Annotated in this window: 14 protein-coding genes; 5 read left to right on the top strand and 9 right to left on the bottom strand. The window is 40.7% G+C overall.

The window, feature by feature from the left end; translation table 11 throughout:
* Window positions 1-273 precede the first annotated feature (273 nt).
* From PQ474_RS09695 to PQ474_RS09710, 4 genes are read left to right on the top strand one after another with little or no spacing between them, the layout of a single operon-like run.
* Entirely contained in the window at window positions 274-720 is a 447-nt protein-coding gene (locus PQ474_RS09695; RefSeq protein WP_273842434.1) for an urease accessory protein UreE, read from the top strand.
* Window positions 638-1,402, top strand: a complete 765-nt coding sequence (locus tag PQ474_RS09700) for an urease accessory protein UreF (RefSeq protein WP_273842436.1) — start codon at window positions 638-640, stop codon at window positions 1,400-1,402. The genes PQ474_RS09695 and PQ474_RS09700 overlap by 83 nt, the downstream gene beginning before the upstream one ends.
* A 17-nt stretch (window positions 1,403-1,419) precedes the next feature.
* Window positions 1,420-2,061 carry an urease accessory protein UreG gene (ureG, locus tag PQ474_RS09705; RefSeq protein ID WP_273842438.1) on the top strand — a complete coding sequence of 214 codons (642 nt, stop codon included), beginning with the start codon at window positions 1,420-1,422 and terminating at the stop codon, window positions 2,059-2,061.
* Entirely contained in the window at window positions 2,030-2,845 is an 816-nt protein-coding gene (locus PQ474_RS09710) for an urease accessory protein UreD (protein WP_273842440.1), read from the top strand. The genes ureG and PQ474_RS09710 overlap by 32 nt, the downstream gene beginning before the upstream one ends.
* Before the next feature lie 404 nt (window positions 2,846-3,249).
* Here the strand turns inward: PQ474_RS09710 and PQ474_RS09715 are convergent, their stop codons facing one another.
* From PQ474_RS09715 to PQ474_RS09750, 8 genes are all read right to left on the bottom strand, one after another.
* On the bottom strand, window positions 3,250-3,864 hold the full coding sequence (locus PQ474_RS09715; protein ID WP_273842442.1) for a thymidine kinase: 615 nt from the start codon (window positions 3,862-3,864) through the stop codon (window positions 3,250-3,252).
* 144 nt (window positions 3,865-4,008) lie between these two features.
* The gene (locus PQ474_RS09720) at window positions 4,009-4,254 is read right to left on the bottom strand and encodes a type B 50S ribosomal protein L31 (protein WP_273842444.1); all 246 of its coding nucleotides are present in this window, start codon (window positions 4,252-4,254) and stop codon (window positions 4,009-4,011) included.
* 189 nt (window positions 4,255-4,443) lie between these two features.
* On the bottom strand, window positions 4,444-5,712 hold the full coding sequence (rho, locus tag PQ474_RS09725) for a transcription termination factor Rho (RefSeq protein WP_273842446.1): 1,269 nt from the start codon (window positions 5,710-5,712) through the stop codon (window positions 4,444-4,446).
* Window positions 5,713-6,004: 292 nt separating this feature from the next.
* Window positions 6,005-6,970 carry a class II fructose-bisphosphatase gene (glpX, locus tag PQ474_RS09730; RefSeq protein WP_273842450.1) on the bottom strand — a complete coding sequence of 322 codons (966 nt, stop codon included), beginning with the start codon at window positions 6,968-6,970 and terminating at the stop codon, window positions 6,005-6,007.
* Between the two features lie 382 nt (window positions 6,971-7,352).
* The gene (locus PQ474_RS09735; RefSeq protein WP_273842451.1) at window positions 7,353-8,636 is read right to left on the bottom strand and encodes a UDP-N-acetylglucosamine 1-carboxyvinyltransferase; all 1,284 of its coding nucleotides are present in this window, start codon (window positions 8,634-8,636) and stop codon (window positions 7,353-7,355) included.
* 157 nt (window positions 8,637-8,793) lie between these two features.
* Entirely contained in the window at window positions 8,794-9,435 is a 642-nt protein-coding gene (fsa, locus tag PQ474_RS09740; RefSeq protein WP_273842454.1) for a fructose-6-phosphate aldolase, read from the bottom strand.
* A 135-nt stretch (window positions 9,436-9,570) separates the two neighbouring features.
* Window positions 9,571-10,434, bottom strand: a complete 864-nt coding sequence (gene fba / locus PQ474_RS09745; RefSeq protein WP_273842458.1) for a class II fructose-1,6-bisphosphate aldolase — start codon at window positions 10,432-10,434, stop codon at window positions 9,571-9,573.
* A 274-nt stretch (window positions 10,435-10,708) separates the two neighbouring features.
* Window positions 10,709-11,071, bottom strand: a complete 363-nt coding sequence (locus tag PQ474_RS09750; RefSeq protein WP_273842461.1) for a response regulator — start codon at window positions 11,069-11,071, stop codon at window positions 10,709-10,711.
* 243 nt (window positions 11,072-11,314) lie between these two features.
* On the opposite strand from PQ474_RS09750, the gene PQ474_RS09755 reads away from it, so the two are divergent.
* Window positions 11,315-11,839: a DUF2529 family protein gene (locus PQ474_RS09755; protein ID WP_273842463.1), complete on the top strand. Its 525-nt coding sequence runs from the start codon at window positions 11,315-11,317 to the stop codon at window positions 11,837-11,839.
* 98 nt (window positions 11,840-11,937) lie between these two features.
* Here PQ474_RS09755 and PQ474_RS09760 read toward each other — a convergent pair whose 3' ends face one another.
* A complete protein-coding gene (locus PQ474_RS09760; protein ID WP_273842465.1) occupies window positions 11,938-13,539 on the bottom strand; it encodes a CTP synthase in 1,602 nt (533 codons plus the stop codon).
* Between the last annotated feature and the right edge of the window lie 2 nt (window positions 13,540-13,541).

Here is a 13,541-nt window from a genome sequence, read left to right on the forward strand (position 1 = left end):
GGAGCCATGGCCTTCTCCGAATCATCCCAAGAAGATCTTTAAAGTTTTTGGGTCTTAAAAAAAGGCACGAACTTCGCCTTTTAAAAATTCTATAAGCCACGAGCAGAGCCGCTACCATTTTTTAAACTCGTTCTGAGCAGGTTTCCAAGAGCGAGCGCACAGCGTGCGGAGCCATGGCCATCTCTAATTCAACCCGAGAAGGTCTTCCTTCTCAGAAATACTTATTTACTTACTTTCACTAACCACCACACACACAAACCAGGAGGTATCCACATGATCGTACAAACCATCATCGGCAATGTTAAAAAACAACAAGTAGACACTGAAAAATTAGAATGGATTGAATTAGACTGGGAAGAGTTGAACAAACGGATTTTAAGAAAGCACACCGATAAAGGAAGAGAGATCGCGATCTCACTCAATGATGATACTCACTTACACTTCGGCGATATCGTCTACCAAGATGACACAGCTGTTATTGCCGTTCGGACAAAACTGGAGCCAGCCTATGTGATTACACCGAAGTCATTGAAAGAAATGGGAAAAGTCAGTTGGGAATTAGGAAACCGTCATACACCGTGCCTTGTTTCAGAAACTGAAATCGTTGTTCGTTTTGATGAAACATTAGAGGCTATTTTTGAAAAAGTTCAAGTGGCTTATGAGAAGACCGAGCGCCGTTTTGAAACACCATTTAAATACAAAGGACACCACCACCATTAAAACGTCTTTGTTACATTTTATGCAAATTCATGACTCGGCTTTCCCTATTGGTTCGTACACTCATTCGTTTGGAATGGAGACATATATTCAAGCAGGGAAAGTAACGGATAAGCAGAGTCTCTTACATTTTTGTCACACTTATCTTTTTACAAACTTAGTTTACGGTGACGGCCTTTTTGTAAAAGTTGCGTATAAGCTTGCTCAAAATGAGAACTTCGACGAATTAATAAAGCTTGATCAACTTTGCCATGCGATGAAAATAGCGGCTGAATCAAGACAAGGTAGTATGAAAATGGGAAAACAATTTATCGAGACGACCCTCCCTCTGATTGACTCTGCCATGATGACTACATGGCGGCAACATATTAAATCAAAAAACATTAACGGTCATTATGCTGTGACTTATGGGATGTATGCGGCACAATGTGAGTTTGAACTCGACGATGTCTTAGCAGCTTTTCTCTATTCATCAACAAGTTCGCTGATTCATAACGCTGTCCGAGCGATTCCTCTCGGTCAAAGCGCTGGTGTACAAGCCATTTACAGTTTACTAGACCCAATAAATGAAGCCGTTGAACTTTTGAAAAATAAAACCATTGATGATCTTAGCAATTCATCTGTTGGCATCGAACTCGCTTCGATGGAACATGAACATTTACATTCACGACTTTTTATATCTTAAAACAAGGAGAGATTGCTATGAAAAGACCTATACGCATTGGAATTGGAGGTCCTGTCGGATCTGGAAAAACAGCTCTTACGGAACGATTGACAAGAGCGATGCACAAAGACTACAACTTAGCCGTTATCACAAACGATATTTATACGAAAGAAGATGCTCAATTTTTAACGACAAACGGTGTGTTGCCCCCTGATCGTATTATTGGTGTTGAAACGGGTGGTTGTCCACATACAGCCATCCGTGAAGATGCTTCGATGAACTTTGAAGCGATTGATGAGTTAACGGATCGTTTTGATGATTTAGATATTATTTTCATCGAAAGTGGTGGCGATAATTTATCGGCTACTTTTAGTCCAGAACTCGTGGATGGGTTCATTTATGTGATTGATGTGGCAGAAGGACAAGATATCCCACGTAAAGGTGGACCGGGTGTGACACGCTCAGATTTACTCGTCATTAATAAAATCGACTTAGCTCCTTATGTAGAGGTTGACTTGGATATCATGAAAGAGGATGCTACGAAGGCACGAGAAGGACGTCCATTCATCTTTACCAATCAGAAAAAAGACATCGGCATCGATGAGGTCATTTCGTGGATTAAGTATCAACTATTATTAGAGGATCTTTATGCAGAAGCAGCTACTAGCGAAACCAACTAAGAAACTCAACAAAATGCAAGGAGAACTCGGCCTGACGTTTGAAAAAAAGGGTGCTCTCACTAGGCTCACCAAAAGCCATCACTCCTCTCCTCTAAAAGCGAGCAAAGCTCTTTATCTTGATGAGACGGGTTCGGCAACGGTCTACTTGATGGAGACATCAGGGGGGATGGTCGAGGGGGATGTCAATAAATACCGCATTACTATAGGAAACGACAGCCATGTTTCGTTGATCCCACAATCCTCAACAAAGATCTACCCATCAAGACTAGATTTACCTTGCCGGCAGTCCGTTGATCTAATGGTTGGTGAGAACGCTTCGGTAAGATGGCTACCAGAAACGACGATCCCTTTTGAAGATTCTATTTTTCTAGCTGATACGAAGATTGACCTAGAACCGAACTCATCACTCATCTTTAGTGAGATCTTCTCATCGGGCCGTCAGAAAAGTGCTGAGAGCTTTGCGTTTGATCGTTTCTCCTCAAAGACACAGATTCTCATCGAGGGTAAACTGATCGCCTTTGATCATTTAAATCTAGTCCAGAAGGAATCGCCTTATTTCCATATTGGAATGTTTGAAGATTGTACGTATATGGGCACCATTTGGTATGTCGATCCAGCTGCTGCCAATCAAAACTTCGAAACATTTTTAACTGATTTCCACCAAGCTAAGAACCACCGTTTTGGCTTCTCCAGACTTGACCATTACGGTGTTCATTTTCGTTGGCTATCGAATGATCTTTGCTTGTTGAAGGAACAAATGAATGAATTGATCCAAAACCTTTAGATTTTAACCAGCTATGAATCATAGCTGGTTTTTCTGATTTTTGAGCCGTTTCTTGCTGTTGCAGAGCATAAAAACGTCATTTTTCTATTAAACTTATCAAGATGATTTTAAGCTTTCTACCTCCTTCCCATTTGTTTGGCTTGAGTGCATGACCATTGCCCTCTTGAATTTTATTGCGACATTTGATTTTTTTATCCCATTTTTCATTTTATTAGCGAGTTCTTCATTTATCAGCGAACCTACTAGATTAGCGGTTTTTCATGCTATTTTAGCGAACGACAGAACTTACCAGCGAAAATGAACCCGTCTGAAGTCTTTCAACAAAAAAGCCTGTCGCTCAACCATCCTCTATACAGGAATCGATCAGGCTACAGGCTGTATCAAAAATATCGTATCTCTAAATTCTATATTTCAACGGATTGAATCGCTACTTTCAGTTTAGGACGGTTCGGTACTTCATGACAATGACGGCAGCGTGGTTCATAGGATTCAGATGCTCCAACTAAAATAATTGGATCGGTATAAGAAGCTGGTTTGCCATCAATTAACCTCTGTGTGCGGCTAGCTGGTGAGCCACAACAAGGACAAACGGCTTGTAGCTTTGTCACTTCTTCTGCTAAAGCCATCAACGGCTGAATAGGTCCGAAGGGTTCGCCGCGGAAGTCTTGATCCAAGCCAGCACAGATGACGCGAATGCCTCGGTTAGCAAGCTCGTCCACAACGGGAATAATCTCTTCATCAAAAAATTGAACCTCATCAACAGCGACCACTTGTGTATCGGCTTTGATCAAATCCAATATATCAACAGACCTTTTGACTGGAGTCGCCATGACCTTCGTTCCATTATGTGAGACCACTTCCTCTTCACTATAACGATTGTCGAGTTCTGGCTTAAACACTTGTACGTTTAGTTTTCCAAAGCTCACCCGACGAACTCTTCTGATCAGCTCTTCAGATTTACCCGAAAACATACTCCCACAAATGATTTCAATCCAGCCTTCTTGTTTCATGACATGCATCTTCATTCCCCCACACAACAGATTATTCATTATATATAAATGGCTCTAACACCAGTTCGTTTTTACTATTTTCCCAACACATCTGAGTACTATGAGCAAAAAAAACAGGCAAGAGCTTCGCGCTTGCCTGTTCACTATACAGTTTTACTTCATGTTGTATTTCTTCTTGAACTTATCAACACGTCCGCCAACATCGTTAAGCTTCTGCTTACCAGTGTAGAACGGGTGAGAGTCTGCACTAATCTCAACTTTAAGAAGTGGGTATGTGTTACCATCTTCCCATTCAATTGTTTCAGCAGATCCTTTAGTTGAACCTGTTAAGAACTTGAAACCTGTGCTTGTATCCTGAAATACCACTTTTTGGTAATTTGGGTGAATACCTTGTTTCATTTGTTTCATCTCCTTTTGCCCTGAATCTTTTCGAAACAGAATTATCTAAATCACACATGTCGAAATTATATCAAGCTAGGCTTGAAAAAGCAACTCCATTTTCAACCAGTTTGATGTTTACATGCTTGAAAGTATAGAACAAATGGCTTGGCCTCTTGCTATAAGCACATTCGTACGATTGTTAATTTTTTATCGTTTTTTATTTCGGTTCATTTCTTCTTCCATCGCTTCGAAGAAATCAACATTTGTTTTCGTTTCTTTTACGCGCTTAATGAAGTGATCAACAAATTCAGGTGAATCACTCATTGTCTTACGAATGGCCCATAGTTTATCAAGCTGACTCTTAGGCATAAGCAGTTCTTCTTTTCTCGTACCAGAGCGGCGAATATCGATCGACGGGAAGATACGGCGTTCAGCCAACTTACGGTCAAGGTGCAGTTCCATGTTTCCTGTCCCTTTAAATTCTTCGTAAATGACATCATCCATACGAGAGCCGGTTTCAACTAATGCTGTCGCTAAAATCGTTAAGCTACCGCCTTCTTCAATATTACGAGCGGCACCAAAGAACCGTTTTGGACGGTGAAAAGCAGCTGGGTCTATACCACCAGAAAGGGTTCGACCACTTGGTGGGATAACTAAGTTATAAGCTCTCGCTAAACGAGTAATACTATCCATCAAAATTACGACGTCTTTTTTATGTTCAACTAAACGCATAGCGCGTTCTAGCACAAGCTCTGCTACTTTAATATGATTTTCTGGAACTTCATCAAACGTCGAGCTTACCACTTCCGCCTTAACCGAGCGTTCAATGTCGGTTACTTCCTCTGGACGCTCATCAATGAGAAGCACAATGAGATCAACATCTGGATGGTTTTCAGCAATGCTATTTGCGACTTCTTTCATCAAAGAGGTTTTACCCGCTTTTGGTGGAGCGACGATTAAACCACGTTGTCCAAAACCAACTGGTGAAATCATATCAATGATTCGAGATGACACACGACCAGGTGCTGTTTCAAGATTGATTTTTTGTTCAGGGTATAGTGGTGTTAAAGCTGGAAAGTGAGGACGCTCTCTTGATGTTTCAGGGGCAGCACCATTTACGGCTTCCACATGCAACAAACCATGGTAACGTTCATTTTCTTTAGGCGGTCTTACCTTACCTGAAACTTTATCGCCATTTCTTAAGTCAAAACGGCGGATTTGCGAAGCTGAAATATAAATATCTTCAGAACTAGGCATGTAATTAATCGGTCTTAAGAAACCAAACCCTTCAGTCGAAATGATCTCTAAAACACCTTCCATAAACATTAATCCATCTTGTTCTGCTTGTCCTTTTAAAATCGCAAAAATTAATTCTTTTTTTGTTAGTTTACTGTAATAGGAAACTTTGTATTCTTTAGCAAGTTCATAGAGTTCTTTAAGCTTCATATTCCCTAGATCTGCAATATTGACTCCCATTGTTACACCACGCTTCTTCATTTATAAATTAGACTTTTGTTGGAATTCTCATTCTTGTTTACCGGATTAAAACTTTAAGGAAACTGTTTTTCATAAAGTGTGTAAAAATCGAATGGAGAGTTCTGGAGATAAAATCGGTGAAAAGTGTATCTTAAAACGAACATATATACTATTTTAACCACAAATACAAACATTATTCAAGCTTTCCTACTTAACCTTACCCAATTAGTCACAAACATAAACAAAGGAAAGCTAGAAATTTTAAAAATTCCAGCTTTCCTCTGGATCATGATTAACGAATAACTAGGTCTGGCTTCTTTTTCATACTATGCTTTCCGTCTACGAAACGAACGGTTCCTGACTTTGCTCGCATAACTAATGATTGTGTCGATGCAGAATTTCCGTGATAACGAACTCCTTTTAAAAGTTCCCCGTCTGTTACACCTGTAGCAGCAAAAATACAATCATCCCCTGATACAAGGTCGTCCATTTGAAGTACTTTATTAACATCAGTAATGCCCATTTTCATGCAACGCTCAAGTTCTTCATCGTTTGCTGGTAGGAGTTTCCCTTGAAGCTCACCACCAAGACATTTCAACCCCGCAGCGGCAATAACGCCTTCAGGTGCTCCACCAGAACCTAGCATGATGTCTACGCCCGTGTCACCAAATGCTGTATTCAAAGCAGCGGCAACGTCACCATCAGACATGAGCTTAATTCGAGCTCCCGCTTGGCGAATCTCGTGAATCATTTTTTCGTGGCGTTCACGATATAAAATGGAGACAACTAAATCTTCAATATCTTTGTTTTTGGCTTTGGCGACAGCTCTTAAGTTATCAATAATAGGAGCATTAATGTCTACTTTCCCAACGGACTCCGGGCCTACTGCAATTTTATCCATGTACATATCCGGTGCATGCAAAAGATTTCCATGGTCGGCAATAGCAAGAACGGCTAAGGCATTCCACTGACCAGAAGCCACGATGTTTGTTCCTTCTAATGGGTCAACTGCCACATCGACACGAGAGCCATATCCGTTTCCTAGCTTTTCGCCAATGTAAAGCATAGGAGCCTCGTCCATTTCTCCCTCACCAATGACAACCGTTCCCTTCATCGGAATCGTGTCAAATACGTCACGCATTGCCTCTGTAGCGGCACGATCTGCCTCATCCTTATTTCCTCGTCCCATCCAACGTCCAGATGCTAGTGCCGCAGCTTCCGTCACACGTACTAACTCCATTGATAAACTTCTTTCCATGAGTCTCCCCCTTTTGTTATATCACTCACTCATCATCGCGTCCTCTTCGCTGTTTGCGTGACATAGGTTGTCCATTGGAGTAAGCGGCTACAATTGTTGCTATATAAGTAAACATGTTCTCATTGCTTGTCTATTTTAGAGGTAAAACAGATATTGTTTTACGCTTACTATCTATTTTTGTGGTGGTAGAAAAAGAGAAAAAAGTGCTTCAGCTATAGAAAAAGGGAAGATCGCCCTTTTGCCTTAAGCATAGTTAAACCGTGGCGATGGCTCCGCTCGTTGCGCGCCTTCTGAGAAAACCGCTCAGAAGGCTTAAGAGATGGCAACGGCTGCGCTCATCGCTTCGAGTTAATGAAAAAAGGTAAAGTTCAACCTTTTTTCATTAACTCTTCACCTGTTCTAATTCTTCTTCTGTCATTTTTTCTCGCCAGATTTTGGCGCCGAGGCCGATTAGTTTTTCTTCGAGGTTGGCGTAGCCTCGGTCAATATGTTCGAGACCGGTAATTTCGGTGATTCCATCAGCTACTAGGCCAGCTACAACTAAGGCTGCTCCTGCGCGGAGGTCGCTTGCTTTCACTTTCGCTCCTTGTAACTTGGATTTTCCGTTTATAATGGCAGAACGTCCTTCGACTTTTACGTTTGCGCCCATTCTTCTAAGCTCGTCAATATGCTTGAAACGTGCGTTGTAAATGGTATCTGTGACGATACTCGTACCTTCTGCTTGTGTGAGTAAACTTGAAAATGGCTGTTGTAAATCGGTTGGAAAACCTGGATAAACGAGTGTTTTGATATCAACACCTTTTTTATCCTTACTGTTATGTATCAACAATTGGTCATCGCTCACTTCGATTGTGACGCCCATTTCTCTCAGTTTAGCAATCAATGACTCGACATGGTATGGAATGATGTTATCGATTAGCACCTTTTGTCCCATCGTTGCGGCTAGAATCATATACGTTCCTGCTTCGATTCGGTCTGGAATAATCGAGTGTCTACACCCCGACAAAGAATCAACTCCATCGATTCGGATGACATTGGTTCCGGCCCCTTTGATTCTCGCTCCCATACTAGTAAGCAAGGTCGCTACATCGATAATCTCAGGTTCCTTTGCCGCATTTTCAATAATCGTTTGTCCTTTAGCTTTTACAGCAGCAAGCATAATATTGATCGTTGCACCCACACTAACGACATCTAGGTAAATACGTGCACCTCGTAATTCATCGGCACGTAAATAGATAGCCCCTTGTTCGTTCGTTACTTTTGCGCCAAGTGCTTCAAATCCTTTTATATGTTGATCAATGGGTCTTGGCCCTAGATTACAACCACCAGGTAAGCCAATGACCGCTTTTTTAAATTTACCGAGCATCGCGCCCATTAAATAATAGGAAGCGCGCAGTTTTTTCACCCGTCCATTTGGCAATGGCATGGCAATCATATTCGCAGGATTAATCGTAATCTCATGCTTACTAAGTTCCACTTCTCCACCAATTTCCTGCAAGAGTTCAGCAAGTAAATGAACATCCGAAATTTCTGGTAGATTGTCAATGGTTACGTGTGAGTCTGCTAATATGGCAGCAGGAATTAACGCGACTGCACTATTTTTAGCCCCACTTATCTGTACTGTTCCTTCTAGAGGATATCCGCCTTCAATCATTAATTTATCCATAACCGCATCCCTTCCATTGGTGCTTTCTCTAATGACACAATATTTTATTCTCTATATTTCCATTATAACCATATCAATGAAAATGTAACGAGTTATTCTGTCTTAGATTGTAACGGAAATGGGGAGAAAATTCCATACACGGCAAAAGGACTAGGTCTTAACGATTGTTCCAATCTGCTAGAAATTTTTCAATTCCTTGATCAGTAAGAGGATGCTTAGAAAGTTGTTGAATTACTTTAAATGGAATGGTAGCAATATGAGCGCCTAAACGTGCTGATTCTGTCACATGAATAGGGTGACGCACAGAAGCCGCGATAATTTGTGTTGGAATTTTATGTGTGTCAAAAATCTCCACAATCTCAGAGATTAACTCTAACCCATTTTGACCCATATCATCAAGTCTACCAAGGAATGGTGACACATATGTTGCTCCAGCTCTAGCAGCTAGCAATGCTTGAACTCCTGAAAAAACTAAAGTTACATTTGTTGTAATACCTAACTCAGAAAAGGCATGTACGGCTTTTAATCCCTCTGTCGTCATGGGTACTTTTACCGTAATGTTTGGAGCGATCGCTGCAAGTTCTTTTCCTTCTGCAATCATTCCTTCAGCATCTAGCGCAATGACCTCTGCACTAACAGATTCTTCTGTTACGATACTTGTAATCTCTCTTAGACGATCGTGAAAATCAACGCCTTCTTTTGCCACAAGCGATGGATTTGTTGTTACTCCACCGAGAATTCCTAATGCTTTTGCTTCTTTAATTTCCTCAACATTTGCTGTATCAATAAAAAATTTCATGAACGTTTCCCCCAACGATATGTTTTTTTGTCGAAATAAATCAAAGCGTTTACATTATTCTTTATTCTGAAATATCAACGTACTTAAATGCCATTAAAAGCAGCTCAGATGAACTGCTTTTAATGGTTATTCTATTTATGCTTTGTTTGAAGAACCAAATTCACGCATTTTACCTTTAACCGTTTCTTTAATCGCATCACGAGCAGGTCCTAAGTATTTACGAGGATCATATTCGTTCGGCTTAGCAGCAAGAGTTTCACGAACTGCAGCTGCAGAAGAAATTTGGCTTTCCGTATTTACGTTGATTTTAGCATGTCCAAACTCAATCGCTTTTTTAATGTCAGCAGTCGGGATACCCGTACCACCGTGAAGTACTAACGGAATACCAACTAATTGATCAATTTCATTCATGCGGTCAAAGCCAAGATTCGGCTCGCCTTTGTAAGGTCCATGAACAGAACCAAGCGCTGGAGCAAAGCAATCTACACCAGTTGCTTCAACTAACTCTTTACACTCAGCAGGGATTGCATAAGCAGCATCAGCGTCATCAACGATTAAATCGTCTTCTTGACCACCAATACGGCCAAGCTCAGCTTCTACAGATACTCCAAGAGCATGTGCAACAGCTACTACTTGCTTTGTGATCGCAATGTTTTCTTCTAAAGGATGGTGTGATCCATCAATCATAACAGATGTGAAACCTGCATGGATCGCTTCCACACACTTCTCAAAGCTTGAACCATGGTCTAAATGTATCGCAACAGGAACTGTTACGTTATATTCTTCCATTAGTGCTTCAACCATTTTTACAACGAGTTTAAATCCACCCATGTAACGTGCTGCACCTTCAGATACACCACAAATTACTGGAGATTTTTCTTCCTCTGCTGCTTGTAAAATTGCTTGAGTAAACTCAAGGTTATTTAAGTTGAATTGACCAACTGCATAACCTTCTGCCTTTGCTTTATTAAGCATGTCTTTCATTGATACTAAAGGCATTCTTCATCCTCCTCCATTTTTAGAGCCAATCTCAGATAACGAACAGATTATACATTTGATCAGTCGTCGCATCTATTTAACAAGGTACCCGATTGCACCGATAAATATCCACCAGAACTATGTAAAAAAGGAAATTGCCAAATAAATGCAAATCTTTAAAAAGCTCTACTATTGAACGAGTTCATTATAGCATATTTGCTTGAAATTACACGCTTTTCTAGAGACTTTATCAAAGTTTTTCAAAGTAAGCGTTTTAATTCTGACAATGATGTGATTAAGATACAACTAAGCTATTTTTAATCACTTCACGAATGTCATCAATATCAAATGGCTTAGCAAAGTGAGTAATCGCTCCTAAGCTCATTGCTTCATTAATGAGGTTTAATTCTCCATAAGCGGTCATCATGATGACATCGACTTGAGGGTTGTCTTCTTTAATGCGTTTCAAAATTTCCAAACCGTCCATTCCTGGAATTTTCATATCCAAAAGGACAAGATCTGGTTGTTCTTGATCAACAATTTTCAACGCTTGTACTCCATTCGCTGCATCAAACATTTTGTAACCATCTTTTTGAAGAATCTCACAAAGCAAAACTCGAATACCGTATTGATCGTCTACTACTAATATTTTCTTCATAACAGGTCACTCCTTTCAATTTTGGCGTACAATTAAATGGTCAGTTTAAATACTTCACACACTCCAACAACTTCTAACTTATTCGTCATATTCTTTTGAAATCCTGCACTCTTTTTTTCGTAACCCTATAAATCGTCCGACAAACAGTGTCTAACACTGTCAGAAAATGAGACTTTTGTTTTTTATTGAGCCAAGAGTACGGTATAATGCTCCTGATTAGTTTGTCTAAGGAGGCTGATTCATTTGCAAAAAATTTTCACGACCCAATTAATTGGTTTAATGAAGGATACGCTAGATGAGGATATGATGGAAGACGCGGCTCGATTGCTGAGTCAAGCTCTTATTGGAGATGGAAACGTCTATATTTACGGTAAAGACGAAATGGTCGCAGTGGCAGCCGAAGCGCTTTACGGAAAGGAAAAGCTTGAACATGTAAAACCGCTTTTCGAAAAAGGTGTAATGGCTGAGCTCGATCCTGCTGATCGTGTCCTGCTGATCTCAAGAAATGCCTATGATGAGGAAATGATTGATGTAGTTGAGCAAGTTTCTGCAAATGGCATTCTGATCGTCGGTATGAGCGCCGTACAAAATGATTTAAAAAAACAATGGATTGACTGGACCGATGTTCATCTTAATTTAAATGTACATAACAGTCTTGTCCCAACTGATAGCGGTGAACGAATTGGCTATCCTGCATCATTAATGGCTCTTTATACATACTTTTGCTTACATTTATTAATTACCGACTTTTTGAGCGAGTATGAGTGATAAAAAGGGTCGTCACTAGACGTCAATTCCATGCCCAAAAAAGCTGTTGAGATCCTCTCAACAGCTTTTTTCAATCGTTATTCAAACGTTCTTTTCTATTATTTCTTCAAAGATGCTCCAATAAACTCTCTGAACAATGGTTGTGGACGAGTGGGTCTTGAGCGGAATTCTGGATGGAATTGCGATGCGATGAAGTAAGGGTGATCCTCGATTTCAATCACTTCCACTAATCTTCCATCAGGACTTGTCCCAGAGAAGATGAATCCTGCCTTTTCCATTTGTTCACGGTACTCATTATTGAACTCATAACGGTGACGGTGACGCTCGTACACAATTTCCTCGTTGTATGTTGCATGTGCCACTGAACCTGCTGTTAGCTTACAAGGGAATAAACCAAGGCGAAGCGTTCCACCCATATCTTCTACATCCTTTTGCTCTGGAAGTAAGTCAATGATTGGGTGTGGTGTTTCTGGGTTTAATTCAGCTGAGTGCGCCCCTTCTAGACCAAGCACATTACGAGCATATTCAATCGATGCTAGCTGCATACCAAGGCAGATACCTAGGAAAGGAACTTTGTTTTCACGAGCGTAGCGAATCGCTGAAATTTTACCCTCTACTCCACGGTCACCGAAGCCACCTGGAACTAAGATTCCATCAGCCGATCCGACTAATTCAGCTACATTCTCATCTGTTACCTTTTCAGCATCAATCCACTGGATGTCAATATCCGCATCATAGGCATAACCAGCGTGACGAAGCGATTCAGCAACTGAAAGATAGGCATCTTGTAACGATACGTATTTACCAACAAGGGCGATTGATACTTTTTCAGATAAGTTCTGTACCTTTTCAACTAATGCCGTCCACTCGGTCATATCAGCTGTACGACATTCAAGATTCAAATGCTTACAAACAATATCATCAAACTTTTGTGCTTGAAGATCTAGTGGCACTTGATAAAGAGTGTCTGCATCACGAGCTTCGATGACCGCATTTTTATCAATGTCACAGAATAACGCAATTTTCTCTTTCATGTCTTGAGGAACTGGCATTTCTGTACGAACAACGATGACATTTGGTTGGATTCCAAGGCTACGAAGTTCTTTTACACTGTGTTGAGTTGGCTTTGACTTCATTTCACCCGCTGCTTTTAAGTAAGGAATCAGTGTACAGTGAACATACATCACGTTGTTAAAACCTACATCACTCTTGATTTGACGAATGGCTTCAAGGAAAGGCAAGCTCTCGATGTCTCCAACCGTTCCACCAATCTCTGTAATGACGACATCTGCGCCCGTTTCGCGTCCTGCTCTGAAGACACGCTCTTTGATTTCATTTGTTACGTGAGGAATAACTTGAACCGTTCCTCCTAAATAATCTCCACGGCGTTCTTTCTTTAGAACCGTCGAATAGACTCTTCCTGTTGTTACATTGCTGTTTTGACTTAGGTTGATATCAATAAAACGCTCATAGTGACCAAGATCTAAGTCTGTCTCCGCGCCATCATCCGTAACGAAAACCTCTCCATGTTGATATGGACTCATCGTTCCAGGGTCAACGTTAATATACGGATCGAATTTTTGGATCGTTACTTTTAATCCGCGGTTTTTTAGTAAACGTCCTAAAGATGCTGCTGTAATACCTTTTCCAAGTGATGACACCACGCCACCTGTTACAAAAATATACTTAGTTGTCGCCATTT

It is taken from the genome of Halalkalibacter alkalisediminis (assembly GCF_028610705.1).
Classification (GTDB): Bacteria; Bacillota; Bacilli; order Bacillales; family Bacillaceae_D; genus Halalkalibacter; species Halalkalibacter alkalisediminis.

Bases quoted from the DNA above. Each gene is read 5' to 3' on its own strand.
- fsa (WP_273842454.1), bottom strand. From the start codon at position 9,435: ATGAAATTTTTTATTGATACAGCAAATGTTGAGGAAATTAAAGAAGCA.
- fba (WP_273842458.1), bottom strand. From the start codon at position 10,434: ATGCCTTTAGTATCAATGAAAGACATGCTTAATAAAGCAAAGGCAGAA.
- PQ474_RS09710 (WP_273842440.1), top strand. From the start codon at position 2,030: ATGCAGAAGCAGCTACTAGCGAAACCAACTAAGAAACTCAACAAAATG.
- glpX (WP_273842450.1), bottom strand. From the start codon at position 6,970: ATGGAAAGAAGTTTATCAATGGAGTTAGTACGTGTGACGGAAGCTGCG.
- PQ474_RS09735 (WP_273842451.1), bottom strand. From the start codon at position 8,636: ATGGATAAATTAATGATTGAAGGCGGATATCCTCTAGAAGGAACAGTA.
- PQ474_RS09750 (WP_273842461.1), bottom strand. From the start codon at position 11,071: ATGAAGAAAATATTAGTAGTAGACGATCAATACGGTATTCGAGTTTTG.
- ureG (WP_273842438.1), top strand. From the start codon at position 1,420: ATGAAAAGACCTATACGCATTGGAATTGGAGGTCCTGTCGGATCTGGA.
- PQ474_RS09715 (WP_273842442.1), bottom strand. From the start codon at position 3,864: ATGCATGTCATGAAACAAGAAGGCTGGATTGAAATCATTTGTGGGAGT.
- PQ474_RS09695 (WP_273842434.1), top strand. From the start codon at position 274: ATGATCGTACAAACCATCATCGGCAATGTTAAAAAACAACAAGTAGAC.
- PQ474_RS09720 (WP_273842444.1), bottom strand. From the start codon at position 4,254: ATGAAACAAGGTATTCACCCAAATTACCAAAAAGTGGTATTTCAGGAT.
- rho (WP_273842446.1), bottom strand. From the start codon at position 5,712: ATGGGAGTCAATATTGCAGATCTAGGGAATATGAAGCTTAAAGAACTC.
- PQ474_RS09760 (WP_273842465.1), bottom strand. From the start codon at position 13,539: ATGGCGACAACTAAGTATATTTTTGTAACAGGTGGCGTGGTGTCATCA.